Raw genomic sequence first — 26502 nt, 5'->3', positions numbered from 1 at the left:
CGCGCTTGACGACTTCAACCAAATAGCGTTAGTTTTTCTTGTCACCGCTCACTCCTGGGAGCCTCGCCGATGACCGCTGACGCTCAGCCCACCACGACGCCGACCCTCGGGACCCGGCCCGGCGACCTACCCGAGCCACGCTGCCCGGTGATCGACTACGACTTCGCCGACCCCGCCCGGCGCGCCACCCTGCACGACCAGCTGGCCGACCTGCGGACCGGGTGCCCGGTGGGCTGGAGCGAGGGGTACGGCGGGTTCTGGCTGCTCAGCACCTACGCCGACGTACAGGACGCGGCGCGCGACCACGAGCGCTACACCACCACCCAGGGCATCATGATCCCACCGACCGGTGCCTCCATGCCGGTGATCCCGGCCGAGCTGGACCCGCCAGAACACACCCCGTACCGCAAGCTCGCGCTGCCGTTCTTCACCGCGTCGGCCACCGCCCGGCTGGAACCGGAGATCCGCGCCATCGTGCGCCGGTGCATCGGGGCGTTCGCCGCCGACGGGCACACCGACCTGGTCCGGTCGATGGCCGAGGTGGTCCCCCCGCTGGTGATCGGGGCTGCGCTGGGCCTGGATCCGGCGGCCTGTGCCGACATCCGCCGACTGGCCGGCACCTTCCTGTCCTCGGCCAAGGTCGGACTCGAAGCCAAGATCAAAGCGGCCCGGGAGCTGGAGGGCTGGCTCGAGGAGCAGATCCGGGCGCGCCGCGAGCGGCCCACCGACGACACGCTCAGCGCACTGGTCAACGCCACCGTCGACGGCGAGCCGATGCCGCCGCGGACCGCGCTGGGCATGGTGCAGCTGATGGTGGTGGCCGGGCACGAGACCACCGTGCACGGCATCGGGAGTTTGCTGTTCCGGGTGGCCGCCGAGCCCGGGCTGAAGGAGCGGCTGCTGGCCGACCCCGCACTGCTGCGCCCGACCGTGCACGAGTCGCTGCGGATCGACCCGCCGATCATGCACATGGCCAGGACGGTGGTGGACGACCACCGGCGTGCCGACTCGGCCCTGCGCCGGGGCGACAAGGTGATGCTCAACTACGGGGCGGCCAACCGCGACCCGGCCACGTTCGCCGAGCCGACCAACTTCGACATCGACAGGGCGTCCAACCGGCACCTGTCCTTCGGCACCGGACGGCACCGCTGCATCGGCGAGCACCTGGCCGTCACCGAGATGACAGTGGTGCTGGAGGAGGTCCTGGCCGCCATCCCGGACTACCACATCGTCGGCGAGCGGGACATCACCAAGATCACTTGGAGAGGCGGCAGCAACACACTCGGCCCGGAACGGCTCGAGGTCGCCTTCACCCCGGCCACGCTCGCCGTTGACTAGCCCGTTGACTAGCCCCGCCGGTTTCGGCCATGTGCTGAGCCCGTTCCGGATCGGCCCGGTCGAGCTGCGCAACCGGGTGGTGCGCACCTCGCAGGGCACCGGTCTCGGGGCCGGCCAGCAGGTCAGCGACGACATGATCGAGTTCCTGGTGGCGCGCGCCCGGGGCGGTGTCGCGCTCTCCTTCGCCGACGTCGCCCAGATCCACTGGAGCTCGCCGGGCATGCTCGACCTGAGCAACGACCGCTGCCTGCCCGGCCTGGTTCGGCTCACCGGCGCGGTGCACGCCGAGGGCATGAAGCTGTTCCAACAGATCTGGCACGGCGGCCCCACCCAGCTGACCTGGGACAGCTCGGCCCCGTGGGCGGCATCGCACGTGCCGGATCCCGGACTGGGCATGCTTCCGGTGCCGATGACCCAGGCCATGATCGACGAGTTGATCGAGTGCTTCGTGGACGCCTCGTTGCGGGCCCGCGACGGCGGTATCGACGGGATCGAGCTGCACGCGGGCCACGGGTACCTGTTCTCCAGCTTCCTGTCCCCGGCCACCAACCACCGCACCGACGGGTACGGCGGCTCGGCGGAGAACCGGGCCCGGTTCCTGTGCGAGGTGCTCGCCGAGGTGCGCGCGGCCCTCGGCCCCGACTACCCGGTCGGCGTGCGGATGTCCCCGGACGGGCCGGCCGACCAGACCACCGCGTCCGACCTGACCACGCTCACCCAGCGGCTGGAGCGGGACGGGCTGATCGACTTCGTGGACGTCTCGCTGGGCTCGCACTACGGCCGCGACCTGCTGATGGGCGGCGCCCACGAGCCGCCCGGCTACCAGCTGCCGAGCAGCGAGAAGATCACCCGGCAGACCGCGCTGCCCACCATCGTGGCCGGCCGCTTCGGCACCCTGGCCCAGGCGGAGAAGGTGATCGCGTCCGGCGCGGCGGACCTGGTGTCGATGGTCCGGGCCACCCTGGCCGAGCCGGAGCTGGTCACGAAGACGATCAGTGGTCGGGTCGACGAGGTGCGGCCGTGCATCGCCTGCCTGCAGAGCTGCGCCGGTGGGCTGAACACCCGGGGCCGCGCGATGTGTGCGGTCAACCCGGCGGCCGGGCGCGAGCTGACCCACGGCGACGCGGCCATCACGGTGGCCCCGACGCCACTGCGGGTGGTCGTGGTCGGCGGCGGCCCGGCCGGCATGGAGGCGGCCCGCGCGGCCTCCGTCGCCGGGCACCGCGTCACCCTGTTCGAGGCCGGCGACGCGCTGGGCGGTCAACTGCTGCTGGTGCCGCCGTCGCGCCCGGAGGTCGCCGGGCTGGTGGCGTTCTACGCCGGTGAGCTGGCCCGGCGCGGGGTCGACGTGCGGCTGGGCACCCGGGCCGATGCCGCCGCCGTGCGGGCGCTGCGCCCGGACGCGGTGCTGATCGCCGCCGGGGCCGCGCCGCGCCGCGACGGCTTCCAGACGCTTCGCCCCTCGGTACCGCTTCCCGGGCTCGACCAGGTCACCCCGTACACCGGCTGGGACGTGCTGGCCGGCGCGCCGCTCGGGCACACCGTTCTGCTGCTCGACGAGATCGGCCACTACGAGTCGGTGGACGTAGCGCAGCGGCTGGTCGACGCCGGCCACCGGGTGCACCAGGTCAGCCGGTACGCGCTGGTGGCGGCCAACCTGGAGATGCGCTGGGAGATGGTCGGCGCGCCGCTGCTGGCCCGCCTGATGCGCGGCGACTTCACCTTCCACGGCCGCAGCGTGCTGCACCGGGTGGCCGAGGGGCGGGCCTGGGTGGCACCGCACGAGGCACCGCAACTCGGTCGGGAGCTCGCGTTCGACGACGTGGTGTTCCTGTGCGGCGGGGTGCCGGACCGGGAGCTGCAACACTCGCTGGACGGCTCCGCGCCGGTGGTGCGGGTGATCGGCGATGCGAGTAGCCCCCGGCGGCTGGAGGTGGCGCTGGTCGAGGGCCGCCAGTCCGTCGACTCGCTCACCGCGAGCTGGACCCGCCCCCTGGCCCGCTACGGCTGGGGCGGCAGCGCCACGTGACCGCTCGAGCGCTACCACCGCGCACCCACTTCGTACCCAGCACATCCGCTGCAGTGGGTGTGCTGGGTCCGTAACGGGTGCGCGGGCCGGGCACGTCACTGAACCCGACCGGCGGCACCGAGGGCGGCACGGCGCGGGCCGGCACCGACGCGAGCCGCACCGCGCTGGCCTCACTGGCGCTGGCCGCACCGACGCTGGCCGTACTGGCGCTCCCCACCGGCACCGCACTGGCCGCATGGGCGCGCACTGGCCGCATGGGCCCTGGCCGCACTGGCACTCGCTACCGGCACCGCGGGGCCCGCTGGCGCCGGCGGCCGTACCGGGCGCGCCGGCCCCGCTCACCGGGCTCGCCTGTCTGAGGTTACCGAGCTGCACACCAGGCAGGATTTTCCGCCGCTGAACCTGCACACTGTGCAGCTCGGTAACAACCGTCCGCCACTGCGCCACCGCCACTGCGCCACCGCCACTGCGCCACCGCCTCTGCGCCACCGCCTCTGCGGTGCCGGTGCCGCACGCCGCACGCCGCCGTCGAACCGTCGCCGGCCACGCCAGCTGCATCACCGCCACGCCACTGCGCCCCGGGCGGCGGCCACCGGGCCCCCCGGGCGGCGGCCACCGGGCGCCGGCGCGCTAGCGGCGGTCGAACTCCAGGTGCAGGGTGTGCGGACCCAGGACTACGCCGGGCGCCAGCTCCGGACGGGTGCCGGGGCGCGGCCGGAGTCGGGTGACCTTGGCCAGCAGCTCCTCGAACCCCACCGCGATCTGGAACCGGGCCAGGTGCATGCCGATGCAGCGGTGGATGCCCAGCCCGAAGCCGGCGTGCCCGGCGCGCGGGCGGTCGAAGCGCAGCTCGTCGGGGGCGTCGAACTTCTCCTCGTCGCGGTTCGCGGAGTTGAAGCTGAGCCCGATCCGGTCGCCGGCCCGCAGCTGCCGGCCGCCCAGCTCCACGTCGGCCAGCACGGTGCGCGCCATGGTGATCACCGGCGAGTCGAAGCGGATGAACTCCTCCAGGTCGTGCCGGACCCAGGCGGGGTCGCGCAGCCGGTCCTCGATGCCGGGGTCGGTGGCCAGGTGGGTGGCGATGTTGCCGAGCGCGCCCCTGGTGGTGTCCAGGCCGCCGAGGAACAGCACGGTGATCACGCCGATCTGCTCCTCCGGGGTGAGCGGCCGGCCGCCCACGGTGCCGTTGGCGAGCGCGCTCAGGATGTTGTTCTGCCCGGCGCGCCCGCTCTCCCGCTGCTCCACCAGGTACTCCCCGGCGAGCGACGCAAGGTTGGCGAACGACTCCCGGGTCTGCTCCTCGGCCACCGCGGTCACGTAACCGATCGCCCTGGCCAGCCGGTCGGCGTCGGTCTCGTCGAACACCAGCTGGGCGAGCACCCCACCGGCGAACGGGATGGCGAACTCGGAGGCGAACTCGCAATGTCCCCGGTCCAGCCAGCCGTCGATGGCGTTGGCGGCGATTCGCCGCATGTCGCGCTCGAACTTGGCGAAGTAGCCCCGGGTGAAGAACGGGTTGAGCAGCTTGCGGAAGTCCTGCTGCAGTGGCGGGTCCGAGTCCAGCGGCGGCAGCCGCACCGGCAGCGGGCCGTAGATGTTCGGGTCGCGGGAGGAGAACAGCTCGGGGTGCTCCATCACGAAGCGCGCGTCCGCGTACCGCGTGACCACGAACATGTTGTGGAAGCGGGACTCGATCACCGGGCAGCCGCTTGCCCGGGCCTCGGCGAGCCGGTCGTACTGCAGGCCCACCTTCGGCAGCGAGCTGATCAGGCTCACGTCCTCCAGAGGGCAGCTCTGCTGACTGGTCGTGGTCATCGGCGGTCTCCTCGGGGATGCGCGGGGACCGCCGAAAACTATCGGCGTTTGAATATGTGGTCAAGCTCACCGGCGGCCGCGCCGGCCCTGGGAGTGCTCAGTCCATGCCGAGTGGTCCGGCGGACTCACCGGAGAGGAACTGGCGGACGAACGGGTCCTCGGAGGCGAACGCCTCCTCGGCCTCGCCGTAGTGCACGACCTTGCCCTTCCAGATCAGCCCGACGTAGTCGCTGACCTTGCGCGCGGTCCGGATGTCGTGCGTCACCAACAGATACGTGCCCTTGTGCTCGGCGTGCATATCCAGGATCAAATCGTTCAACAGGCTCGTCCGCACCGGGTCCAGACCCGAGTCCGGCTCGTCGAAGAACACGATCGAGGGGTCCATCACCAACGCACGGGCGAACCCGGCCCGCTTGCGCATCCCACCGGAGACCTCGTTGGGCAGCTTCGCCCACGACTTCTCCAACCCCACCTCGGTGAGCCGCTTCATCACGATCTCGCGGATCTCGTCCTCGGACTTGTCGGTGTGCTTGCGCAACGGGAACGCCGTGTTGTCATAGACGTTCAACGACCCGAACAGCGCACCGTCCTGGAACAGCACCCCCATCCGCGTCCGCAGCTCGTAGCGCTCCTTCTCCGAGATCTGCCACAGATCCCGACCGAAGATCAACACCTCACCGTCGTCCGGCTCCAACAACCCCACCAGATGCTTGATCAACACACTCTTACCGGTACCCGAAGGCCCCAGAATCGTGGTGATCGCATCGTCCTGGAACATCAGATCCAGACCCGACAGGATCGACGCGCTACCGAAGGACTTGTGCAGGTTGCGCACCTCCATGCTGTGCACAGCACGTTTGCCGTTGCCGGCGTCACCGGGCGAGCCGGGCCGCGCGCCCCGGCTGTCCACGGTCGGATCGACGGACATGGCACCTCCGTGTGAGTGGCCCGACCGTGTCGGCCGGCTGCACAGCGTGACAACTGGAACTGAGGTGAACGTGGGTGACAGCAGTCACGATGTTACCCCGAACGCCGTACGGTTAAACCCACATGGAGGCCACGAGATGCCTAGCGGTTCTGGTTGGCCACCGCGTCGGCCGTCCTGGCGAGCAGCGCCGGCAGGTCCATCCGGTCCAGCACGACCTCGATGAAGGTGAGCTTGCCGGCGTTGTCGGCGCAGTCGGACAAGGCCTGGTCCAGGTCGGCCCCGGTCACGACGCGGCGCACCACGGTGTCCGCCGCCGCGCCCATCGCGGCCGGCAACAGCGCCCAGTTCCAGGCCGCGATGACGTTGTACCGCGCGGTCGGGCCGTTGATCGCCTGCTCGACCGTGTAGCCGTCGTTGTTGAGCAGGAAGATCACCGGGTCCAGGCCGTGTCGGATGAGGGTGCCCAGCTCCTGGATGGTCATCTGCGCCGAACCGTCGCCGATCAGCAGGATCGCCCGGCGCCGGCCCTCGGAGGCCAGCTGCGCACCCAGTACCGCCGGCAGCGCGTACCCGATCGAGGCCCACAGCGGCTGGGCCACCACGTCCACCCCACTGGGCAGCGGCAGCGTGGCGACACCGTAGAACGGGGTGCCCTGGTCAGCGGCGATGATGTCGCCGGACTGCACGAAGCGCGCCATCCGTGCCCAGAAGCTCAGCTGGGTGAGCGGCCCGGCCAGAGGTTCGGACACCGGGTCTGACACGGGCTCGGACACCTGGGCCGGCTCCGGCCGTGGCACCGCGGCGGGCAGCGGCGCGCGCTCGGTCAGCAGCTCGCGCAGCACGCCCAGCGCGGCGGCCATCCCCACCGGGAACGACTCGCCCGCGAGCACCGCGTGCCGGTCCCGCAGGTCGATCAGCTTCGCCGGGTCCAGCCGCGCGGTGAACCCGCCCGAGCTGAGGTCGGCGAGCCGCAGGCCGGCCCCGATCACCACGTCCGCGCCCTCGACCGCGGCGCGGACCCGCTCCTCGCTCAGCGCGCCGATGTAGAGCCCGAGGAACCCCGGCGCGGTCTCGTCCAGCACCCCCTTGCCCGGTGCGGTGACCGCGGAGCCGACGCCCGGGATGCGAGCCACCGCGTCGAGCTCCGCACGCACCAGCTGGCGCTGGGCCAGGTGATCCGCCAACAGAGCCACCCGGCCGCGCGGTGCCCCATCACGCGGTGCCCCATCGCGCGGTTCCCCGTCGAACAGGGCGGCGGCGCGCTCCCGGAAGGCCGCCAACTGCTGCTCGTCGACCGGCTGGTGGGCGAACGCCGGCTCGGGCTCGAACGGGCCGATCGGGTGGTGCACCAGGTCGGCCGGCAGGCTGATGCTGCCCGGGCGCTTCTCGGTGAACACGCTGGCCAGCACCCGGTCGATCTCATCGGCCGCGTTGGCGGCGGTGAGCACCGAGGAGGCGCAGGTGACCTCGTCCAGCGCCCTGGTGAAGTGCCCGGGGTCGCCGTCGAGCAGGCTGTGGTGCACCGGCAGGCCGTCACGCTGCACCGGGGTGGCCGGCGAACCGACGATGTGCAGCACCGGCACGGACTCGGCGAAGCTGCCGGCCAGGCCGTTCATCGCGGACAGCTCGCCGACGCCGTAGGTGGTCACCAGCACCACGAACCCCCGGATCCGGGCGTAGCCGTCGGCGGCGTAGGCGGCGTCCAGCTCGTTCGCATTGCCCACCCACTCCAACTCCGGGTGGGCCTCGATGACGTCCAGGAACCGCAGGTTGTAGTCACCGGGCACGCCGAACAAACGACATACGCTCCTGAGCTCGACGGTAGGGAGAACCATCGGGGTACACGCTCCTCGCCGAACAAGATTCGGCCGGCGCCTCAGCACCCGGTCAGCTTCGGACGTTGTGCGGCTTCCGTCTCCCGGGCCGGAACAAAGCGCGACCAGGCCGAGGAGCCGCCGGAGCTCCACCAGCGGGGGAAAACGATTACCGGATCTTGAATTTACCTTAGGATCGGCCCCGGGAACGCCGTTACGCCAGGTACGGCCCCCGGGGAGGTCTGAAGGATGGTCGGTCGCGCCACCCTGCACGACGTCGCTACGGCGGCCGGTGTGTCCCGGTCGACCGCGTCCCGGGTGCTCGCCGGCACTGATCGCAACGTGGACCCGGACCTGGCCCAGCGGGTGATCGCCGCGAGCGAGCAGCTCGGCTACCGCGCCAACCCGGTGGCCCGCGCGCTGCGCCGCCAGACCACCGGCAACTTCGGGATCCTCGTGCCGTCCATCCGCAACCCGTACTTCGTGCATCTGGTGGACGCGTTCACCCAGGTGGCCAGGAACTCCGGGCTCGGCGTGGTGCTCGCCGACTGCGGCGACGACCCGGAGGTCGAGGCGGCCCGGATCGAGGCGTTCCACCATTCCTTCGTCGACGGCCTCGCCGTGGTGCCGACGTCGTTGTCCCGCAGCGGCGCGGCGATCCGCCGGGCCGGGGAGCGCTCCCGGGTGGTTCAGGTGGACCGCTGGGCGACCGGCGCCGGCTGCGGCTTCGTCGGCGTGGACAACGAGGCCGGTATCGGCACTGTGATCGACTTTCTGCGCGGCTCCGGGCGCCGGCGGATCGTGTTCGTCGGCGCCGAGCAGGAGACCTCGGCCGGTGACGAGCGGCTCGCCGCGTTCCGGGCCAGGGCCCGACCCGGTGACCGCGAGATCCTGCTCCCCCGCTTCTCCACCTCGGCCGGCCGGGACGCGGCCACCCAGCTGCTCAAGGACGGTGACCTGCCGGACGCCGCGCTGTGCTCGGCGGACGTGCTCGCGGTCGGCCTGCTCAGCACGTTGCTCAAGCACGGCGTGCGGGTACCGGACGACATCGCCATCACCGGCTACGACGGCACCGACCTGCTGGAGCTGGTCGACCCGCCGATCAGCGCGCTGCGGCACCCGGTGGAGGAGATCGCGGCCAGGGCACTGGGCATGCTGCTCGGCACCGAGGAACCGAGCATGGTGCGGCTCAAGGCGGACATGGTGCTGCGCTCCACCACCTGAGCGCCCGCCGACGTACTCCCGGGGGTCGTGAGTGGCGAGTGGTCCCCTGGGGCCACTCGCCACTCACGGGGTCAGCGGCGGTAGCGCGAGCCAGGGTGGTCGTCGGCCAGCAGCGGGCCGGGCGCGGTGCCCAGGTTCTGCCGCAGGGTCGGGGCGGCGTATTCGGTCTGCGCGCGGCCGCGGCTGCGCAGCTCCGGCACCACGTGCTCGACGAAGTCGACGAACGTGCCGGGGGTGACCGCGTAGGCCAGGTTGAACCCGTCCACCCCGGACTCGTCGACCCAGCGCTCCAGCTCGTCGGCCACCGTCGCGCCGGAGCCCACCACCACCGGGCCCCGGCCGCCGATCGCGATGAACCGGCCCACCTCGCCGACGGTCCACTCCCGGTCCGGGTCGGCGGTGGTGAAGGAGGCCAGCGCGGAGCGGGTGGCGTCGGTCTCCACGTACTCCAGTCGCCGCGCGGGGTCGGCGTCGGCGAGGTCGACCCCGGTCCAGCCACCGAACAGCGCCATCGCGCCCTCGTGGCTGGCGTAGCGCAGGTAGGAGTCCCGCTTGGCGATCGCCTCCGCGTCCGTGGCGCCGGCGATGGCGGTCAGCATGGCGAACACCTTGACCGCGCCCGGGTCCCGGCCGGCCGCCTCGGCGCTGGCCCGGACCGCGTCCACCGAGCGGCGCAGCACCGCCGGCGACGGCCCGCTGACGAACACCGCCTCCGCGTGGGTGCCCGCGAACCGGCTGCCGCGCGGTGACGCACCGGCCTGGAACAGCACCGGGGTGCGCTGCGGCGACGGCTCGCACAGGAACGGGCCGGGCACGTCGAAGTAGCGGCCCTTGTGCTCGATGTCGTGCACCTTGGCCGGGTCGGAGAACACCCCGCGCACGGCGTCGCGCACCACCGCGTCGGACTCCCAGGAGCCCTCCCACAGCTTGTAGCAGACCTGCAGGTACTCCTCGGCCAGCTCGTAGCGCTCGTCGTGCGGGATCTGCTCGCCGCGGCCGAGGTTGCGCGCCGCGCTGTCCAGGTAGGAGGTGACGATGTTCCAGGCCACCCGGCCCTTGGTCAGGTGGTCCAGCGTGGTCAGCCGGCGCGCGAGTGCGTAGGGCTGCTCGTAGGCCAGCGACACGGTGACCCCGAAACCCAGCCGCTCGGTCACCGCCGCCATCGCCGGCACCGCCAGCACCGGGTCGTTCACCGGTATCTGGGCGGCCTGGCGCACCGCCGCGTCCCGGGAGCCGCCGTACACGTCGTAGACGCCGAGCACGTCGGCCAGGAACAGCGCATCGAAGCCGCCGCGCTCCAACAGCTGGGCCAGCTCCGTCCAGTAGTCCAGGTCGCGGTAGCGGTAGCCCTGGTCGTCGGGGTGGCGCCACAGCCCGGCGGACTGGTGACCGACGCAGGCCATGTCGAAGGCGTTCAGCAGGATCCGGCTCACTCGGCGATCTTCTCCTCTCCGGTGTCCCGCTCGGTGATCGACGTGCGGAACGTCTCCGGCGCGAGCAGGGTCGAGACGATCGTCAGTGCGGAGAGCACCAGGAAGTACGCCCAGATCAGCCACGGCCGACCACCGCCGGCGATCAGCAGCGCGGCGGCGATCAGCGGCGCCGTCCCGCCGGAGAGCACCGAGCCGAACTGGTAGCCGATGGACGCGCCGCTGTAGCGCACCCCGGTCGGGAACAGCTCGGTGAACCAGGCGGCCTGCGGCCCGTACATGGCGTCGTGGAACACGTTCACCGTGATCACCATGGCGAGCACGATCAGCACGGTCGACCCGGTGTCCAGCAGCAGGAAGAAGCCGAGGCTGGCGACCGTCGCGCCGATCGCCCCCCACAGGTAGACCGGGCGCCTGCCGATCCGGTCGGACAGCACCGCCCAGGCCGGCGTGCTGACCAGCCCGATCGCCGAGGCGATGATCACCGCCGTCAGCCCGGCGCCGGGGTCGGCCGTCCTGCCCTGGGTCAGGTAGGTCAGCGCGAACGTCGTGCACAGCACGTACAGCGCGTTCTGCGACATCCGCATGCCGATGGTCAGCCACAGGTTGCGCCGGTGCGTGCGGGTCACCTCGAGCAGTGGCCGGCGGGCCACCTCGTCGCGCGCGCGGGCCTCCCGGTACACCGGCGCGTCCTGCAGGCTGAGCCGGATCGCCAGCCCGACGACCACCAGCACCAGGCTGAGCAGGAACGGGACCCGCCAGCCCCAGTCCAGGAAGGTGGCCTTGTCCATCGACCCGCGCACCACCGCGAAGATGCCCGACGCCAGCAGCATGCCGGCCGGCGAACCGATCTGCGGGAAGCTGCCGAACAGGCCGCGGCGGCGGTTCGCGGAGTGCTCGACCGACATCAGCACCGCGCCGCCCCACTCGGCGCCGACCGCAAGGCCCTGCAGCAGCCGCAGCACGACCAGCAGCGCCGGTGCCAGCAACCCGACCCTCGGATAGGTCGGCAGCACCCCGATCGCGGCCGTCGCCACGCCCATCAGCAGCAGCGAGGCCACCAGCATCGAGCGCCGGCCGAGCCGGTCCCCCAGGTGCCCGGCGACCAGGGCACCCACCGGCCGGGCACCGAATCCGGCGGCGTAGGTGGCGAACGAGGCCAGCACACCGGCCGAGGGGTCCACCGAGGTGAAGAACAGCGGGCCGAAGACCAGCGCGGCCGCGGTCGCGTAGAGGTAGAAGTCGTACCACTCGATGGTGGTGCCGACCAGGCCGGCGATCGCCGCCCGACGTGGTCGGGCCGGAGCCGGGCTCGCGGTCTCAGCCGCGGTCGGGGTGGCCATCGGGAGCTCCTCTGACTGGTTTCGGGCGGGTTCGAGGTTCGGCATCAGGAGCCGGTGGCGGCGAGGTCCCGGATGCGCTGGCCGACCACAATCTTGCTGCGCAGCACGCCGTAGCGCTGGTAGTTGTCGGCGATCCCCTGCAGCTCGGCGACCACCGTGGGGTCGAGCGGGGTGGCGTCGCGGACCGAGCGCTGCGCCACCAGGGCGGCGACCGACGGGGACCGCTTGGTCAGCTCGGTGTAGATGCGGGTGTTCTGCTCCGGGTTGGCCTTCGCCCAGCGCAGCGCCCCGTTGAAGCGACGGACGAAGTCGGCCATCGCGGCCGCCGTCGAGGCGTTGCGCAGCGAGTCGTTGTTCGCGTCCAGGAAGCTCAGCCCGGAGGCCAACCCGGATGCGTCCCGCAGCACCCGGTCGCCCTGCTCGGTCTGCGCGACGGCGGTGTACGGGTCCCACGTCGACCAGGCGTCGATCGCCCCGGAGCGCAGCGCGGCGGCAGCGTCCACCGGCTGCAGGAAGCTGATCTTGACGTCGTTCGCGCTGAGCCCGGCCTCGCCGAGCGCCTGAAGCAGCAGGTAGTGCCCGATGCTGCCCTGCGTGGTCGGCGACACGGTGTGGCCGCGCAGGTCGGCCACCGTCCTGATCGGCGAGTCCTTCGGCACCACGATGGCCAGCCCGCCCTGCTTCGGCGACCGGTTGGCGGCAACCACGGTGATGTCCGTGGTGGCGGCCAACGCGTTGAGGGTCGGCGCATCGCCGGCCACCCCGAGGTCGATGGCGCCGCCCTGCAGCGCCTGCAGCACCGGCGCCGCGGCCGGGAACTCGGCCCAGCTGACCTTGTACGGGGTGCCGTCGAGCGCGCCGGACGCCCGCAGCAACGCCTGCTGGATGCCGGCCTGGTCACCGACCCGCAGCGTCACCGAGGCGAGGTCGACCGGGCCGTCCGCCTTCGGCGCGCCGGAACACGCCGCCAGCGCGAACAGTGCGGCGGCGGCCAGCGCGGGCAGGAGTCGGCGTGGGCTGAGCATGGGTCTCCTCGTACAGCGTCACAAACCCGCTGGTCAGGACCCGTGAGTGGCGAGTGGTCTCATAGGCCACTCGCCACTCACGGGGTCTGAGCTGGGCTTTCTAGGGGGTAGAGCTCGGGCAGGTTGACCACGATGGCCTCCTGGGTGCTCCGCGAGATCACCACGACAGCCGGGTCGTCCGGGTCGGGGTTCTCCTCGCGGTGCGGCACGAACGGCGGAACGAAGATGTAGTCGCCGGGGCCGGTCTTGATCCGGACCTCGTCGGTGCCGTCGTGGAAGACGAACTCGGGCCGGCCGCTGACCACGTAGATCGCGGTCTCCGACTCGCCGTGGTGATGGTTGTCCGACGCGGTCGACGGGGCGACATGCGTCTCCCCCATCCAGATGGCCTCCGAGCCGACCCGCTGGCCACTGACCGCGGCCAGCCGGGTCATGCCGCCGCTCTGCGCGGTGTTCCCGTCCAGCTCGCCGGCGCGGACGTGGTGCAGCCGGGTGCGCAGCGGAGCATCGCCGCGCTGGGTCAGGTCCGGGTGGAATGCGTCGTTGGTGGGTTCGCTCACCGTGCTGCCTCCTTCGGGCGGTCCCGCTCGGCGGCCGCCCCGGTCCGGTTGGCCTCGACGCTCTCGACGGACCATCCTTCGAGGAACGTGGCGACGGTCCGGCCGAGCTGGTGCCACAGCCAGGAGTCCGGGCCGTCGGCGTGCAGCGAGACCACCTCGCCCTCCACCGCGCGCACCACATCGGCAACCGTGATCGCGGACGACGGTCGGGCCAACCAGTAACCACCCTCGCACCCCCGCTGGCTGCGCACCAAGCCGGCACGTCGCAGCTCGACCATGAGGTTGACCAGCGAGTTCAGCGGGATCCCTCGGGCACGGGAGATCGCCTCACAGCGCACCGGGCGGTCACTGCCGCCGGCGGTGATCAGCTCCGCGACCGCTCGCAGCGCATAGTCCAGCCGGGCCGAGACGTGCAGCGGCGCGGCACGGCGGGCGCGTACCGGGCGGGCCGGCGCGCCGTTGTCGACCTGCTCACGGATCACCGCGCCCTTGCCGACCCGCTCCAGGAACAACACCAGTCGGGCGGCCACGCTGCGGTGGAACTGGTCGTTGAGCACGTCGTGCACGCCGTCCGCGACCACCGCGAGGTCGGCGGCCGGATGTCTGGCGGCCAGCTCGCGGACCGGGTCGACCGGCGCGATCCGGTCGACCTCGCCGTGCACGATCAGAGTCGGCAGGTCGGCCAGCGCGGCCGGCGGTCGGCTCACCTCGGTGCCCAGCTCACCCCAGCGGAACGACCGGTCGCCGGTGAGCAGCGCCTGGTGCACCGGGCACGCGGTGCGGGCGGCGAGCTCGGCCCGCCGGCTCGGCACGTCGGCGGTGGCGGGCGACAGTGGCAGCCCGGCCAGCACCAACGCATCGAGTGCCACCTCGCCGCCCACCGCGAGCCGCCAGGCCAGCAGCGCGCCGGAGTCGACGCCGAGCAGCACCCGGGATGCCGTGCCGTGTGCGCTGAGCAGCGCGGTCACGGCGGCGCTGTGCGGGGCGAGGGCGGCGGCGTCGTCCGGGTCGGCGGCGGCATGCGGGTCCGCGTCGTCGTCCGGGTCGGCGGCGGGACCGAGGTCGGCCACCACGACGGTGTAACCGTCCACCGCCAGCCGCCGACCCAACCGCTGATACACGCCGGGGTGCTCACCGCGACCCGGCAGCACCACGACGGTGCCCCGGGAGGTCGCTCCGTCCGGCGACCAGACATCGGTCACCGGGCCGCCCCGGACGCCGGCTCCCGCTCACCGGCGCGCGACCGCCCACCGGTCCGCTCGCGGTGCGCCAGCTCCTGGCGGACCAGCGGGAGCAGCTCGCGGCCGTAGTCGACGGCGTCCGCCAGCGGGTCGTAACCGCGGATGAGCAGCGTGCTGACACCGATGTCCACGTAGTCGAGCAGCGCGGCGGCCACCGTCTCCGGGGTGCCGACCAGCGCGGTGGAGTTGCCGGCCGCACCGGTCGCAGCGGCCGTGGGAGTCCACAGCGCCCGGTCGTGGCGCTCACCCCGCTGGGCGGCGGCCAGCAGCCGCTGCGACCCGACGTTGGCCGGTTCGCTCTGGGTGCCCTCGCGCATCCGGTTGCCGGTGAACGAGCCGTGCCCACCTCGGGAGGCGGTGATCTGGTCCAGGATCCGGTAGGCCCGTTCCCAGGCGAGCTCCTCGGTCGCGCCCAGAATCGGTCGGAAGGACACGCTGATCCGCGGCGGCTCGGCCCGCCCGGCGGCGCCGGCGGCGGCACGCACCGAGGCGATCTGCTCGGCGGTCTCGGCCAGCGGCTCGCCCCACAGCGCGAACACGTCCGCGTGCCGGGCGCCGACCCGGTACGCCGCCGCCGACGAGCCGCCGAAGTAGACCGGGATGCGCGGGCGCTGCAGCGGGCGGATCTCGGCGTTCACGTCCGCCACCCGGTAGTGCCGGCCGTGGTGGCTGAACGGGCCGTCCTCGGTCCAGGTCCGGATCAGCACGTCGAGGTACTCGTCGGTGCGGTCGTAGCGCTCGTCCTTGTTGAGCCAGTCGCCGTCGCGGCGCTGCTCGACGTCACTGCCGCCGCTGATCACGTGCATCGCCACCCGGCCGCCGGAGAAGTGGTCCAGGGTGGCGAAGCTCCGGGCCGCCAGCGTGGGCGCGACGAACCCCGGCCGGTGCGCGACCAGGAAAGCGAGCCGCTCACTGTGCGCCGCCGCGTAGGCCGCGACCTGCAGCCCATCCGGAGTGCTCGAACTGTGCCCGACCAGCACCTTGTCGAAGCCGGACTCCTCGTGCGCACGGGTGAACGCCCGCACGAAATCGCGGTCGATCAGCGGCCCGACGCCGGGCTGGATCTCGGAGACGTGCTGGGTGCCGATCATCCCGATGAACTCGACCGTCACGGTGTCCTCCTCGTGGACGACTCGGGGCCTCGACCGAGCCCGGAGCGGACCGGTCCGCGCGGGGCCAGGTGTACCCGAACGACCCGGGTAGCGGAATGAGCTGGGCGGATGCGCCCGAACCTCGACACGTGGCGACGCCCGGCGCCACGGAGTGCGGGTCAGCGCGGACAGAGGGCGGACGACACTCGCGACAGGTCGATGTGACCCCGCTTGGTGAGCATCAGACGTCCAACCACGCCGGCGACGCTAACCGCGTTGCGCCCGCAATCTCAACCATAAGAGTTGTATTTGTGAACCAAGTCACCCAGGCCGCACAGAACCGGTGCACGCCGCACAGACTGTGCGAGGTCTGTGCGGCCGGCAGCCGGTCTGTGCGAACGACCGTCAACCCTCGGCCGCGCGCCGCGCCGCGCCGGATCCTGCGTTTGCTGGCGGTCCTGGTCCGTCTGCTGTTGCTGGGCCAGGCGCTCGTGGTGGCCCAGATCGACCCGCGCGCCCTGCTCGAGGGGCTGGGCGGGGTGCTGCGGCTGGTCGGCGACGGGTTGCCGCCGGATCCGGCCGCGCTGCCGGGCGCCGGTCTGGCGGTACTGCACAGGTCGTGCTAAGCGGTCGCTTCCATGTCGGGCGGCCCGGTCAGGTCGGTGACGGCGCGGCGGGGGCGCGCCGTCGCCTCCTGGATGAACGAACCGGCCTCGATCAACGCCGCCATCGCCTCCGGCAACAGGCCGGCGAGCACCGGGAAGGCGTGGATCTGGCCGTCCCAGATCTGCAGCGTGCAGTCCACCCCGGCGGCGGCCAACCGCCGCGACATCGCCTCCGCGTCGCAGCGCAGTACCTCCGACCCGGCTACCTGCAGCAGCACCGGCGGCAGCCCCTGGAGGTCTCGGTTGATCGGCGACAGCTCCGGGTCGAGCGGACCGGCTACCGGCGCGATCAGCTGGTACAGGGTGGGCAGCCGGCGGCCGGGGATGTAGGCGTCCCGGCGCAGGTTCGCGTGCACCTGCTTGTCGGTGCAGTCCCAGTCGAGCAGCGGCGAGATACCGACGACCCCGGCCGGCGCCGGCAGCCCGGCCGCGATCGCGTCGAGGGCGACGCTGAACGAGAGGTAGCCACCGGCCGAGTCGCCGGCGAAGACGATCCTCTCGGCCGGGTAGCCGTGCGCGAGCAGCCACCGGTACGCGAACACGCCGTCGCGCACCGAGCCGCCGAGATGGGTCGCCGGGAACTGTCGGTAGGCCACCGACAGCACCGGCTTGCGCGAGGTCCGGGACAATGCGGACACGCAACGGCGGTGGGTCCCGATGCCGCCGCTGACGAACGCACCGCCGTGGAAGTACAGCACCGCGCCGGCCGAGGGGTCGGGCAGGCCGGGGGCCACCCCGTCGGCCTTGACCCACTCGACCAGGAAGCCGCCGATGCGCAGCCGCTCGGTCCGGGTGCCGGCTGGCGCATTTCCGCAGTGCCGCGAGCAGCTCGAGCGCCGGCAGCACCCGCAGGCTCGTCGGGGTGAGTGGCCAGAGACTGAGGACCGGCCGGGCGACCCAGCGGGCCAACCCGTGGATCACTCTGGCCCTGGCGCTGAACTGGACGCGGTGTTCAACCTTCGGCGCACTCATGCCTGGCCCCCTTTGGCGAAGCGGAGTTCGCGCTCCGGGCCGGCCGCACAGCGGAGTGCGCAGCACCTTCCCGGTGGCGTCGCGTAACAACTCCCGAGGAAACGGTACCTCTTTTAACGCCTTCCGGGGCCTGGGGAAATCACAGATCCCGGGCGTTCACTCCAGCGTGCGCACCGGCTTCCCGGCCAGGTAGCCGGCGATGTCCTCGACGATGTCCCGGTAGAAGATCCGGTAGCCGCCCTGGGTGACGTAGCCGAGGTGCGGGGTGGCCAGCACGTTCGGCAGCGAGCGGAACGGGTGGTCGGCGGGCAGCGGCTCGACCTCGAACACGTCCAGCCCGGCGCCGGCGATCCGGCCGGCCCGCAGCGCCTCGATGAGCGCGGACTCGTCCACCAGCGGGCCGCGCGAGGTGTTCACTAGGTAGGCCGTCGGGCGCAGCAGCGCCAGCTCCTCGGCGCCGAGAATGCCCCGGGACCGCTCGGACAGCACCAGATGCACGCTCACCACGTCGCTGCCGGACAGCAGCTCCGCCTTCGACCCGGCCAGCCGGACCCCGACCTCGGCGGCGCGCTCCTCGGTGAGGTTCGCACTCCAGGCCGAGACCTCCATGCCGAAGGCCAGCCCGACCCGGGCCACCTGCGCGCCGAGCCGGCCGAGCCCGAGCACCCCGAGCCGGGCGCCGGCCAGGTCCATCCCCACGGTCCGCTGCCAGGGTCCGCCGGCGCGCAGTCCGACGTTCTCCGCCGTCACACCCCGGGCCAGGTCCAGGATCAGCGCCCAGGTCAGCTCCACGGTCCCGGTGCCCAGGCCGCCGGTACCGCACACCAGCACGCCACGCTCGGCCGCGGCCGCAACGTCCACCGAGGCGTTGCGCATCCCGGTGGTGATCAGCAGGCGCAAGGCGGGCAGCCGGTCCAGCAGCGCGCGCCGGAATGGCGTGCGCTCGCGCATCAGCACCACGATCTCGTACCCGGCCAGCGCCTCGACCAGTGCGTCCTCGTCGTCGAGGTGCTCGCGGAACACGTCCACCTCGACCTGGCCGAGCACCGGGCCCCAGTCCGCCATGTCCATGGCCACGCCCTGGTAGTCGTCCAGCACCGCGCACCTGCGCTTCACCGCAACCTGCCTTCCGGAATATCCCGGTATCCCCGTATCCCGCGCCCGTCCCGCCGCCAGTTAACCCCGTACCGGGCAGCCGCCCACCCGCCGGGCGATTGCGGTACCTGAGAGCCGGCCGGTGGCGGTTAGATGAGCGGATGGTCACGACCGCGCCACTGATCGGGGCGGGCCCGAAACCGAGGGCGCGCCGGGCGATCGACCAGCTCCGCAGCACCGTCGAACTGGCCACCGATCCGCACCGCGCGCTGCCGAACCTGTACCGCCGGTTCGGCCCGGTGTGCACCCTCGGGGTCGGGTCCACCCGGAATGTGTTCCTGCTCGGCGCCGAGGCGAACCGGTTCGTACTCGGCCACTCCGAGCTGTTCCGCTGGCGGGAGGCGTTCGACGCGCTGGTCGTGGTGGACGGCGAGACGGCGCTGATCGTCAGCGACGGCGCGGACCACCAGCGGCGGCGGCGACTGGTACAGCCGGCGTTCACCCGCCGCCAGATCGACGGCTACGCGCGGACCATGCGCGCGACCGCCGACGCCGCGATCGACAAGTGGCGCCCCGGCCAGCGGGTCGACCTCTACCAGGAGTTCCGCCGCGTCATCCGGCGCGCCACCATCCAGGTGCTGTTCGGCCCCCGACTGGCCCACGACGAGCCCGAGCTGGGCCGGCTGCTGCAGCACGCGCTCGCCGTGGTGGAGCGACCACCGCCGTGGCAACGGCTGCAGCGGCTCGGAACGCCGGCCTGGCGCCGGGCGACCTCGGCCAGGGCGGCCGTCGCCGACCGCGTCCTGGCGGAGGTCGAGCAGCGGCGGCGCGCGGCCACCTGGGCATCCGCTGCCGACCCGGACCGCTCGGACGTGCTCAGCCTGCTCGTCGGCAGCCGGGACGACGCCGGCTCCGGGCTGACCGATCGGGAGATCACCGACCAGGTGATCAGCCTGATCGCGGCCGGCTACGAGACCACCAGCGCCGCGATGGCCTGGGCCGTGCGCGCACTGCTCACCGACCGCTCGGTGTGGCGCCAGGCCAGGGCCAGCCTGGACCGCGCGGTGGGCTGGCGGTACCTGGACGGCGTGGTCAGCGAGACACTGCGGCTGTATCCACCGGCGGTGGTCAGCGTGCGGTCGGTGGCCGAGCCGTTCAGCTTCGCCGGCGTCGAGGTGCCCGCCGGCAGCCAGCTGATCTACAGCCCTTACGTCACCCACCGGCTGCCGGAGCTGTGGCCGGACCCGTTGCGGTTCGAGCCGACCCGCTGGGACCCGGACCGGGCGGAGGCCCGCAAGCCGGGGCCGCACGAGTACCTGCCGTTCGGCGGCGGCCCACACCGCTGCCTCGGCGCCGCGTTCGCCACCACCGAGCTGACCGTGCTGCTGGAACGGTTGCTGCAGCGGGTGTCCTCGCGGCTGGAACCGTCGGACGCCGGCCCGGTCGGGCTCGCCGCGATGCGTCCCCGGTCCGGCCCGTTCGCCCGCATCCTCGCGGTCAGCTGAGCCGCGCCGGGAGTTGCATGGTCAACTCAACCTGAGCCGTCCCGAAACCGTGATCGAACCCGGCTCAGGTTGAGTTGACCACTGGCCGGACCGAGCTCGCGTGAGCCCTAGCCGTGCGTGCGGACGTACAGGCCGATGCCGTCGAGCACCCTCGCCAGCCCGAACTCGAACCGGGCATCCTGGCTGACCGGCCCCTCCGGGGTGCCGGCCCGGTCGAGCACCCCGGCGAGCACGGGGTAGTGGTCCAGCAGCCCGAACCTCAGCAGCGTCTCCGGACCCGGCACGGTGGGCCCGCCGGCCAGCCCCACCGCGGCACCCCGCACGTAGCCGTTGATCAACAGCAGCACGTCCAGCAGCGCAGCCGTCGGGAGCCCGGTTCCGGACGCCACCCGCAGCGCCGCCTCTGTCCAGGCCAGCTCGTTCGGCCCCATCGTCCGGGCGCCGGTGACCAGCGGCAACGTCCACGGGTGGTTCACGAAGACATCCCGGTTGCCGCGCGCCCAGTCGGCCAGCGCGGTCCGCCACCCGGTGTCGCCCGGGAGCTCCGGTGGCTGTCCGATCGCGGCGTCGAGCATCAGCGCGACCAGTTCGGCCTTGCCCGGCACGTGGCGGTACAGCGACATGGTTGCCGCGCCCAACCGACCGGCGACCCGTTGCATGGACAACGCGTCCAGCCCCTCCGCGTCGGCGATGTCGATACCGGCGCACACGATCCGGCCACGGTTGAGCAGCGGCTTCGGACCACGCCTGGGGGTACTCACCTCGCCCCACAGCAGCGCCTCACTGTCCACGCGCCCTCCTCCGGCTCCGACGCCCACTCCGAGGTTCCGCCGCCACTCCGACGCCGGCCGATTATTGCGTATCTCATACGCCCCGCGGCCGACATGCTCACTGCGTACTCAATACGCAGTATTCGACCAGAGGAAGCCCGCCGGCCCATGACTTCTCACCCCGCTCCCACCGAGACACCACCTGAGGCAGCCCCCGATGCCGCGCCCGACGGCCCACCCCGCCGGGGCCGCACCTCGCGGCAACGTGCCTGGCTACCGCCACTGATCGTGCTGAGCGTGCCGTTCCTGATCTTCTCGCTGCCGCCCTACCTCGGATTCGACCCGGCGAGGTCCCGACTGCCGACCCGGGCGGACTATCCGCTGCACTACCCGCTGCTGGTCGGCCACATCATGTTCGGCTCGGTTGCGCTGCTGGCCGGTTGCCTGCAGGTCTGGCCGTGGCTGCGCGGCCGGTTCCCGAGGGTGCACCGGTGGTCGGGGCGGCTGTACCTGTTCGGCGGCGTCTTCCCGGCCGGCGTGCTGGTGCTCGGGGTGGCGCCGGTCAGCAGCACCGGGTTCACCTCAGCCGTCGGCAACACCACGCTCGCCGTGCTCTGGCTGGGCACCGCGGCCGCCGGCTACCGCGCGGCCCGACAGCGCCGTTTCGCCGACCACCGGACCTGGATGGTCCGCAACTTCGCGCTGACCCTGTCGATCGTGTTCAACCGGGTCTGGCTGATCCTCTTACTGATCCTGATCGACGTGCCGTCGGTCGCGGGGCTGTTCGGCGGCGACGAGACCACGCGGATCCAGACGGCCGCCGCGGCCTCGGTGTGGCTGAGTTGGGTGGCCAACCTGCTGTTCGCCGAGTGGTACGTGCTGCGCCGCAAGCCGGCTCCGGCCCGCAAGCCGGCCGCCGCAACCTAGAACGACGACCAGCCGTCACCCGCCCAGCGCGGCGGCGCGGCCCCGCAGGTAGCGCCGTTCCGGGCCGCTGGTGGTCTGCCGGGCGGCGAGCAGGTAGGCCTCGCGGGCGGCGACCGGCTCGCCGGCCAGCTCCAGCAGGTGCGCCCGGACGGCGGCGAGCCGGTGGTGCCCGGCCATCCGGTCGTCGTCGTCCAGCGGGGCGATCAGGTCGAGGCCGGCTCTCGGGCCGTCCACCATGGCCACCGCGACCGCGTGGCTGAGGGTGGCCATCGGGTTCGGCGCCCGGCGCTCCAGCATCCGGTACAGCGCCACGATCTGCGGCCAGTCGGTGTCCTCGGCGCGCCGTGCCTCGCCGTGCACCGCCGCGATGGCCGCCTGCAGCTGGTACGGGCCGACCACCGAACGGGGCAGGGTGGCGGTGATCAGCTCGATGCCCTCGTGCAGCAGCGCACCGTCCCAGCGGCTCCGGTCCTGCTCGGCGAGCGGCACCAGGGCGCCGTCGGCGGTGGTCCTGGCCGGTCGGTGCGCCTCGGTCAGCAACATCAGCGCGAGCAGCCCCGCGACCTCGCCGTCGGCCGGGCGCAGCAGGTGCACCTGGCGGGTCAGCCGGATCGCCTCACCGGTCAGCTCGGCGCGGTGCAGCTCGTCGCCGCTGGTCGCGGTGTATCCCTCGTTGAAGATCAGGTACAGCGTGTGCAGGACCGCGCCCAGCCGCTCGGCGTAGTCCCCGTCCGGTGGCGGGCCGAACCGCGCGCCTGCTTCCTCGATGCTGTGCTTGGCCCGGGTGATCCGCCGGGTCATGGTGGCCTCGGGGACCAGGAACGCGCTCGCGATCTGCGCCGTGGTCAGGCCGGCCACCGCGCGCAGGGTGAGCGCCACCTGCGACGCCGGGCTCAGCGCGGGGTGGCAGCAGAGCAGCAGCAGGGTGAGCGTGTCGTCGCTGTCGGCCCCGTCGGCGGTGTCGAACCCGCTGTCGGCCGGCGGGGTTGCGGCCGCTGCCATCGCCGCGGCGTTGGCCTCCCGGTCCCGCCGCGCCGCCTCGCTGCGCCACTGGTCGGTGAGCCGCCGGGAGGCGACCGTGACCAGCCAGCCGTGCGGGTTGCGCGGCACCCCCTCGGCCGGCCATTGCAACGCGGCCGCCAGCAACGCCTCCTGCACGGCGTCCTCGGTGCGGTCGAAGTCGCCGTGGCGGCGCAGCAGCGCGCCGAGCACCCGGGGCGCCAGCTCACGCAGCAGACCGCCGTACTGCCCGTCGGCCGCCGCGACATCCCGGGCCATCACATCTCCAAACCCCCGACGTCCATGATCGGCCGCACCTCGACCCCGCAGACGGCGGCGTCCGGGATCCGGGCGGCGATCTCCAACGCCCGCTCCAGGCTCTCGCAGTCCACCACGTCGTAGCCGGCCAGGTGCTCCTTGACCTCGGCGTACGGCCCGTCCGTCGTCACTGCCGTACCGCCGCGTACCCGCACGCCGATCGACCGCGACGGGTCGGCGAGGATGTTGCCGCCCACCCACTCCCCGGACCGCACCAGCTCGCGGTACAGCTCCGAGTGGTCGACCTCCATCTGGTCGCGCTCCGACTGGGACAGCGCATCCCAGGTGGCCGGCGAACTGTAGATCAACATCATGTACTTCACGGTTCACTCCGTTCGGGGTCGCGCCAACAGGTCTCGCCAACAGGTCGGAGCCACCGTGGCGCAAGCGACATCGCCACCGCGAGAGGTTTCCGCCGCCGCCGGATGTCCGGAACTCGGTCCCGTCTCCGACCACTGGGTGACAGCCCGCCGCCGCGGGCTCACCGCCGACCGAGGAGTGCGTGATGACCGACCGACCGGACCCCCGCCGCTGGCAGGTGCTCGTACTGCTGGGCGCGGCCTTCTTCATGACCGTCCTGGACAGCACGATCCTGCTCACCGCGCTGCCGACCATCTCCGCCGGGCTCGGTGTCTCCGCCGTCGGCGTGCAGTGGACTGTGACCGGCTACGCACTGGCCTTCAGCGGTCTGTTGCTGTGCAGTGGGCGGTTGGCGGACCTGCTCGGGCGCAAGCGGGTGTTCCTCGCCGGCATGGCGCTGCGGGTGGCCGCCGCCCTGCTCTGCGGGCTGGCGCCGTCGGTGGAGTTCCTGGTGGCGGCCCGCGCGCTGCAGGGCATCTCGGCGGCCGTCATCGCGCCGGCCGCGCTGTCGCTGCTGATGACCACCTTCCCGGACGGGCCGGAGCGCAACCGGGCGCTCGGCATCTGGGGCGGGCTGGGCGGCGTCGGCGCCACCTCCGGGCTGCTGCTCGGCGGAGTGATCACCGAGGCGTTCGGCTGGCGCTGGGTGTTCCTGATCAACGTCCCGGTCGGGCTGGCCGTGTTGGCGCTCGGCCTCGGACTGCTGCGCGACATCGGCACCCCGGTGAGCCGGCGCCCGCTGAACCTGCCCGGCGTCCTGACCAGCACCACCTCGCTCGTGCTGCTGGTGTACGCGATCGTCGACCTGCCGACCGGCGGCTGGACCTGGCGGACCGTCGGCACGCTGGCCGCCTCGGCTGCCCTGATGGGCCTGTTCTGCCTGCTGGAGTCCCGCTCGGCGGCGCCACTGATACCGCGCCGGCTGCTGCGCTCCCGGACCCTGCTCGGCGGCAACGCACTCGTCCTCGCCGCCGGCATGGCGGTGGACGGCATGCTGATCACCCTGACCGGGCACGTACAGCTGGCGCTGGGTTGGTCGGCGTTGCGGTTCGGGCTGGTCGCGGCGGTGATGACGGTGGCCTCGGTGGTCGGCGGCCTGGTCAGCCAGCGGCTGGCGCTCGCGGTCGGGCTGCGCCGGGTGGCGGTGACCGGCGCGGCACTGCTCGCCGGCGGCTGCCTGCTGCTCACCCAGGTGTCCACCGCCGGCTCGCTCGGGGTGCTGATCGCCGGCCAGCTCGTCTTCGGCGTGGGTATGGGCGCCGCGTTCGTCTGTGCGCAGATCGCCGCTCTGGACGGCGCGGCGGACGCCGACTCCGGGCTGGCCGCCGGGGTGGTCGACACCTCGTTCAGCATCGGGACCGCGCTCGGCGTCGCCGTCTGCACCAGCGTCGCCGCCGCGGTGGCCGGCGCCGCGCGTCCCGCTGGGCACCTCGGTGACGCCGGGCTGGTGCTCGGCGAGCAGGTCGGGTTCGGGGTGGCCGGCGGGTTCGCCGTGTTGGGGCTGCTCGCCGCGCTGCTCCTACTGCCCCGGGGTAGCGTCAGCGGCGCGCCGTTTTTTAATATCGATTCAGAATCAGGGCGCCGAGCCGACCCCGTGGAGTCTCCTTGCCGCTGACCACGACAGTCGACGACCAGCTCGCCGCGCACGGTCCGCCGGGCGCGGCGCCGGGCTGGTTCGACCGCTTCTACCTCAACGCGGACCACCTGTCCTGGTGCCGGCGCCAGCGCGCCAGCCCGCCCGGCGGCGACCCGCCCGACCCGCCAGACCCGCCCGACCCGCTGGAGCGGGCCCACCGGGTGCTCGCCGCGACGATGCCGCCGGACGACGGCCACCCGGTACTGCTGTGGGGTGACGCCCGGCCGGCGAACACCGTGGTCGACGAGCGGTTCGCCGTGGTCGCGCTGCTGGACTGGGAGCTGGCCGGCACCGGCGCCGCCGAGTTCGACGTCAGCTGGCTCAACGCGATGAACCGGCTGCGCGCCGGGACCGATCCGCCGCTGCCCGGCTTCCTGACCGAGGACGAGGTGTGGCTGGGGTGGAGCGACCGGACCGGGCGGCCGCCCCGGGCCAGAGCGTGGTTCGACCTGTTCGCGGCCTACCGGGTGGCGGTGCTGCTCGAGCTCCACCTGGACGACCGGGTGCGGCGCGGCGTGCTGCCGGCCGACCACCCGGTGCGCACCGACAACCGGGCCCGGCGCTGGCTCGCCGAGCTACTGGCGCGCCACTGACGTCGGCCACCTCGGCCTGGGCGCACTCCGACTCACCCCGCCAGCGGCTCCTCGCCGCACACGACGCCCGGGGCCGGTGTCGGGGCGGCCGCGGCGCACGCCGGCACCACCGTGGGACGCGGCGCGGGTCGGTACGCCATCCAGGGCAGGAACAGCTGGGCCAGCGGGCCGATCGCCAGCGCGTAGAGCACCGTGCCGACGCCGACCGTGCCGCCGAGCAGCCACCCCGCGGCCAGCACGGTGAGCTCGATCCCGGTGCGCGCCCACCGCACCGACCACCCTGTCCTGGCGTGCAGCCCGGTCATCAGCCCGTCCCGGGGACCGGGGCCGAGGCGGGCGCCGACGTAGCAGGCGGTGGCGATCCCGTTCAGGACCACACCGCCGACCATCAGCGCGATCTGCCAGCCCAACCGGGTCGCCGGTGGGATCAGCGCCAGTGCGAGGTCGACCGACAGCGCGATCACCACCACGTTGGCCACCGTGCCCACCCCGGGGCGTTGCCGCAGCGGGATCCAGACCAGCAGCACGAGCACGCCGGTGAGCGCGGTGACCGCCCCGAAGCTCCAGCCCAGCCGAGGCGCCAGCCCCTGGTGCAGCACATCCCACGGGTCCAACCCGAGCCCGGCCCGCAACAACAACGCCATGCTGGTACCGAAGAGCGCCAGGCCGACGAGCAGCTGGGCGAGTCGGGTGACCGGGCGCTGCCGGAGGCTCACCGGCGAGAGGTCCAGTTTTCGGGAGGTAACCACGACTCCCAGTTCTATGCGGCGCCGGAGATCGAGTCGAGGGCCAATCCGAGGTCGCTGGCCTGCTCGCCGGGAGCG

25 protein-coding genes are annotated in these 26502 nt (G+C 72.7%); 9 read left to right on the top strand and 16 right to left on the bottom strand.

Translation table 11 applies throughout. From position 1 onward, the window contains the following. The first annotated feature begins 69 nt into the window (after window positions 1-69). The 3 genes from ACTXG6_RS15360 to ACTXG6_RS15350 all read left to right on the top strand — a co-directional run bounded on the left by ACTXG6_RS15360 (window position 70) and on the right by ACTXG6_RS15350 (window position 3726). Window positions 70-1338, top strand: a complete 1269-nt coding sequence (locus tag ACTXG6_RS15360) for a cytochrome P450 (RefSeq protein WP_445188477.1) — start codon at window positions 70-72, stop codon at window positions 1336-1338. Between the two features lie 4 nt (window positions 1339-1342). Then, window positions 1343-3367 (top strand): oxidoreductase, encoded by a 2025-nt coding sequence (locus ACTXG6_RS15355; protein WP_445188476.1) that lies wholly within the window; start codon window positions 1343-1345, stop codon window positions 3365-3367. Window positions 3368-3444: 77 nt separating this feature from the next. Then, window positions 3445-3726, top strand: coding sequence for a hypothetical protein (locus tag ACTXG6_RS15350; protein WP_445188475.1), 282 nt, complete (start codon window positions 3445-3447; stop codon window positions 3724-3726). A gap of 271 nt (window positions 3727-3997) precedes the next feature. Here the strand turns inward: ACTXG6_RS15350 and ACTXG6_RS15345 are convergent, their stop codons facing one another. The 3 genes from ACTXG6_RS15345 to ACTXG6_RS15335 all read right to left on the bottom strand — a co-directional run bounded on the left by ACTXG6_RS15345 (window position 3998) and on the right by ACTXG6_RS15335 (window position 7945). After that, a complete protein-coding gene (locus ACTXG6_RS15345; RefSeq protein ID WP_445188474.1) occupies window positions 3998-5182 on the bottom strand; it encodes a cytochrome P450 in 1185 nt (394 codons plus the stop codon). A 97-nt stretch (window positions 5183-5279) separates the two neighbouring features. Then, window positions 5280-6110: an ABC transporter ATP-binding protein gene (locus ACTXG6_RS15340; RefSeq protein ID WP_445188473.1), complete on the bottom strand. Its 831-nt coding sequence runs from the start codon at window positions 6108-6110 to the stop codon at window positions 5280-5282. A gap of 140 nt (window positions 6111-6250) precedes the next feature. Further along, window positions 6251-7945: an alpha-keto acid decarboxylase family protein gene (locus tag ACTXG6_RS15335; protein WP_445188472.1), complete on the bottom strand. Its 1695-nt coding sequence runs from the start codon at window positions 7943-7945 to the stop codon at window positions 6251-6253. A gap of 228 nt (window positions 7946-8173) precedes the next feature. On the opposite strand from ACTXG6_RS15335, the gene ACTXG6_RS15330 reads away from it, so the two are divergent. Then, window positions 8174-9148 carry a LacI family DNA-binding transcriptional regulator gene (locus tag ACTXG6_RS15330; protein WP_445188471.1) on the top strand — a complete coding sequence of 325 codons (975 nt, stop codon included), beginning with the start codon at window positions 8174-8176 and terminating at the stop codon, window positions 9146-9148. A 71-nt stretch (window positions 9149-9219) separates the two neighbouring features. Here the strand turns inward: ACTXG6_RS15330 and ACTXG6_RS15325 are convergent, their stop codons facing one another. The 7 genes from ACTXG6_RS15325 to ACTXG6_RS15295 all read right to left on the bottom strand — a co-directional run bounded on the left by ACTXG6_RS15325 (window position 9220) and on the right by ACTXG6_RS15295 (window position 16080). After that, window positions 9220-10581: an LLM class flavin-dependent oxidoreductase gene (locus ACTXG6_RS15325; protein ID WP_445188470.1), complete on the bottom strand. Its 1362-nt coding sequence runs from the start codon at window positions 10579-10581 to the stop codon at window positions 9220-9222. Continuing rightward, window positions 10578-11921, bottom strand: coding sequence for an MFS transporter (locus ACTXG6_RS15320; protein WP_445188469.1), 1344 nt, complete (start codon window positions 11919-11921; stop codon window positions 10578-10580). Before ACTXG6_RS15320 ends, ACTXG6_RS15325 begins: the two co-directional genes overlap by 4 nt. Window positions 11922-11965: 44 nt before the next feature. Continuing rightward, complete coding sequence (locus tag ACTXG6_RS15315; protein WP_445188468.1) at window positions 11966-12946, bottom strand: ABC transporter substrate-binding protein; 981 nt, start codon at window positions 12944-12946, stop codon at window positions 11966-11968. Window positions 12947-13023: 77 nt separating this feature from the next. Next, a complete protein-coding gene (locus tag ACTXG6_RS15310; protein ID WP_445188467.1) occupies window positions 13024-13506 on the bottom strand; it encodes a cupin domain-containing protein in 483 nt (160 codons plus the stop codon). Further along, the gene (locus ACTXG6_RS15305; protein WP_445188466.1) at window positions 13503-14708 is read right to left on the bottom strand and encodes an Rrf2 family transcriptional regulator; all 1206 of its coding nucleotides are present in this window, start codon (window positions 14706-14708) and stop codon (window positions 13503-13505) included. Before ACTXG6_RS15305 ends, ACTXG6_RS15310 begins: the two co-directional genes overlap by 4 nt. Further along, the gene (locus ACTXG6_RS15300; protein WP_445188465.1) at window positions 14705-15859 is read right to left on the bottom strand and encodes an LLM class flavin-dependent oxidoreductase; all 1155 of its coding nucleotides are present in this window, start codon (window positions 15857-15859) and stop codon (window positions 14705-14707) included. The genes ACTXG6_RS15305 and ACTXG6_RS15300 overlap by 4 nt, the downstream gene beginning before the upstream one ends. A gap of 158 nt (window positions 15860-16017) precedes the next feature. Next, window positions 16018-16080, bottom strand: coding sequence for a putative leader peptide (locus tag ACTXG6_RS15295; RefSeq protein WP_445190015.1), 63 nt, complete (start codon window positions 16078-16080; stop codon window positions 16018-16020). A 150-nt stretch (window positions 16081-16230) separates the two neighbouring features. Between ACTXG6_RS15295 and ACTXG6_RS15290 the strand changes: the two genes are divergently transcribed. Continuing rightward, window positions 16231-16464, top strand: coding sequence for a hypothetical protein (locus ACTXG6_RS15290; RefSeq protein WP_445188464.1), 234 nt, complete (start codon window positions 16231-16233; stop codon window positions 16462-16464). Here ACTXG6_RS15290 and ACTXG6_RS15285 read toward each other — a convergent pair. Further along, a complete protein-coding gene (locus ACTXG6_RS15285; protein ID WP_445188463.1) occupies window positions 16461-17237 on the bottom strand; it encodes an alpha/beta hydrolase in 777 nt (258 codons plus the stop codon). The two genes, ACTXG6_RS15290 and ACTXG6_RS15285, sit on opposite strands and share 4 nt — an antisense overlap. Before the next feature lie 394 nt (window positions 17238-17631). Further along, entirely contained in the window at window positions 17632-18546 is a 915-nt protein-coding gene (locus ACTXG6_RS15280) for a D-2-hydroxyacid dehydrogenase family protein (RefSeq protein ID WP_445190014.1), read from the bottom strand. Between the two features lie 185 nt (window positions 18547-18731). On the opposite strand from ACTXG6_RS15280, the gene ACTXG6_RS15275 reads away from it, so the two are divergent. After that, the gene (locus ACTXG6_RS15275; protein WP_445188462.1) at window positions 18732-20075 is read left to right on the top strand and encodes a cytochrome P450; all 1344 of its coding nucleotides are present in this window, start codon (window positions 18732-18734) and stop codon (window positions 20073-20075) included. Window positions 20076-20182: 107 nt separating this feature from the next. Here ACTXG6_RS15275 and ACTXG6_RS15270 read toward each other — a convergent pair whose 3' ends face one another. Then, entirely contained in the window at window positions 20183-20866 is a 684-nt protein-coding gene (locus ACTXG6_RS15270) for a TetR/AcrR family transcriptional regulator (RefSeq protein ID WP_445188461.1), read from the bottom strand. Window positions 20867-21013: 147 nt separating this feature from the next. Between ACTXG6_RS15270 and ACTXG6_RS15265 the strand changes: the two genes are divergently transcribed. Continuing rightward, window positions 21014-21772 carry a DUF2306 domain-containing protein gene (locus ACTXG6_RS15265; RefSeq protein ID WP_445188460.1) on the top strand — a complete coding sequence of 253 codons (759 nt, stop codon included), beginning with the start codon at window positions 21014-21016 and terminating at the stop codon, window positions 21770-21772. Window positions 21773-21787: 15 nt separating this feature from the next. Here ACTXG6_RS15265 and ACTXG6_RS15260 read toward each other — a convergent pair whose 3' ends face one another. Both ACTXG6_RS15260 and ACTXG6_RS15255 read right to left on the bottom strand, forming a co-directional pair. Continuing rightward, the gene (locus tag ACTXG6_RS15260; RefSeq protein ID WP_445188459.1) at window positions 21788-23050 is read right to left on the bottom strand and encodes an RNA polymerase sigma factor; all 1263 of its coding nucleotides are present in this window, start codon (window positions 23048-23050) and stop codon (window positions 21788-21790) included. Then, window positions 23050-23403: a YciI family protein gene (locus ACTXG6_RS15255; protein WP_445190013.1), complete on the bottom strand. Its 354-nt coding sequence runs from the start codon at window positions 23401-23403 to the stop codon at window positions 23050-23052. The genes ACTXG6_RS15260 and ACTXG6_RS15255 overlap by 1 nt, the downstream gene beginning before the upstream one ends. Window positions 23404-23594: 191 nt before the next feature. Between ACTXG6_RS15255 and ACTXG6_RS15250 the strand changes: the two genes are divergently transcribed. Together ACTXG6_RS15250 and ACTXG6_RS15245 are read left to right on the top strand one after the other, a co-directional pair. Beyond that, on the top strand, window positions 23595-25064 hold the full coding sequence (locus ACTXG6_RS15250) for an MFS transporter (RefSeq protein WP_445188458.1): 1470 nt from the start codon (window positions 23595-23597) through the stop codon (window positions 25062-25064). Continuing rightward, complete coding sequence (locus ACTXG6_RS15245; RefSeq protein ID WP_445188457.1) at window positions 25055-25678, top strand: phosphotransferase; 624 nt, start codon at window positions 25055-25057, stop codon at window positions 25676-25678. The genes ACTXG6_RS15250 and ACTXG6_RS15245 overlap by 10 nt, the downstream gene beginning before the upstream one ends. A gap of 32 nt (window positions 25679-25710) precedes the next feature. Here the strand turns inward: ACTXG6_RS15245 and yczE are convergent, their stop codons facing one another. Beyond that, the gene (gene yczE / locus ACTXG6_RS15240; protein WP_445190012.1) at window positions 25711-26436 is read right to left on the bottom strand and encodes a membrane protein YczE; all 726 of its coding nucleotides are present in this window, start codon (window positions 26434-26436) and stop codon (window positions 25711-25713) included. Window positions 26437-26502: the final 66 nt, after the last annotated feature.

Source organism: Pseudonocardia sp. Cha107L01, from assembly GCF_052566575.1.
The sequence above is the reverse complement of the archived record's forward strand: the minus strand, read 5'-3'. Positions and strand labels throughout refer to the sequence as shown.

Bases quoted from the DNA above. Each gene is read 5' to 3' on its own strand.
- ACTXG6_RS15360 (WP_445188477.1), top strand. From the start codon at position 70: ATGACCGCTGACGCTCAGCCCACCACGACGCCGACCCTCGGGACCCGG.
- ACTXG6_RS15345 (WP_445188474.1), bottom strand. From the start codon at position 5,182: ATGACCACGACCAGTCAGCAGAGCTGCCCTCTGGAGGACGTGAGCCTG.
- ACTXG6_RS15340 (WP_445188473.1), bottom strand. From the start codon at position 6,110: ATGTCCGTCGATCCGACCGTGGACAGCCGGGGCGCGCGGCCCGGCTCG.
- ACTXG6_RS15335 (WP_445188472.1), bottom strand. From the start codon at position 7,945: ATGGTTCTCCCTACCGTCGAGCTCAGGAGCGTATGTCGTTTGTTCGGC.
- ACTXG6_RS15330 (WP_445188471.1), top strand. From the start codon at position 8,174: ATGGTCGGTCGCGCCACCCTGCACGACGTCGCTACGGCGGCCGGTGTG.
- ACTXG6_RS15320 (WP_445188469.1), bottom strand. From the start codon at position 11,921: ATGGCCACCCCGACCGCGGCTGAGACCGCGAGCCCGGCTCCGGCCCGA.
- ACTXG6_RS15315 (WP_445188468.1), bottom strand. From the start codon at position 12,946: ATGCTCAGCCCACGCCGACTCCTGCCCGCGCTGGCCGCCGCCGCACTG.
- ACTXG6_RS15280 (WP_445190014.1), bottom strand. From the start codon at position 18,546: ATGGACATGGCGGACTGGGGCCCGGTGCTCGGCCAGGTCGAGGTGGAC.
- ACTXG6_RS15275 (WP_445188462.1), top strand. From the start codon at position 18,732: ATGGTCACGACCGCGCCACTGATCGGGGCGGGCCCGAAACCGAGGGCG.
- ACTXG6_RS15265 (WP_445188460.1), top strand. From the start codon at position 21,014: ATGACTTCTCACCCCGCTCCCACCGAGACACCACCTGAGGCAGCCCCC.
- ACTXG6_RS15260 (WP_445188459.1), bottom strand. From the start codon at position 23,050: ATGGCCCGGGATGTCGCGGCGGCCGACGGGCAGTACGGCGGTCTGCTG.
- ACTXG6_RS15255 (WP_445190013.1), bottom strand. From the start codon at position 23,403: ATGATGTTGATCTACAGTTCGCCGGCCACCTGGGATGCGCTGTCCCAG.
- ACTXG6_RS15250 (WP_445188458.1), top strand. From the start codon at position 23,595: ATGACCGACCGACCGGACCCCCGCCGCTGGCAGGTGCTCGTACTGCTG.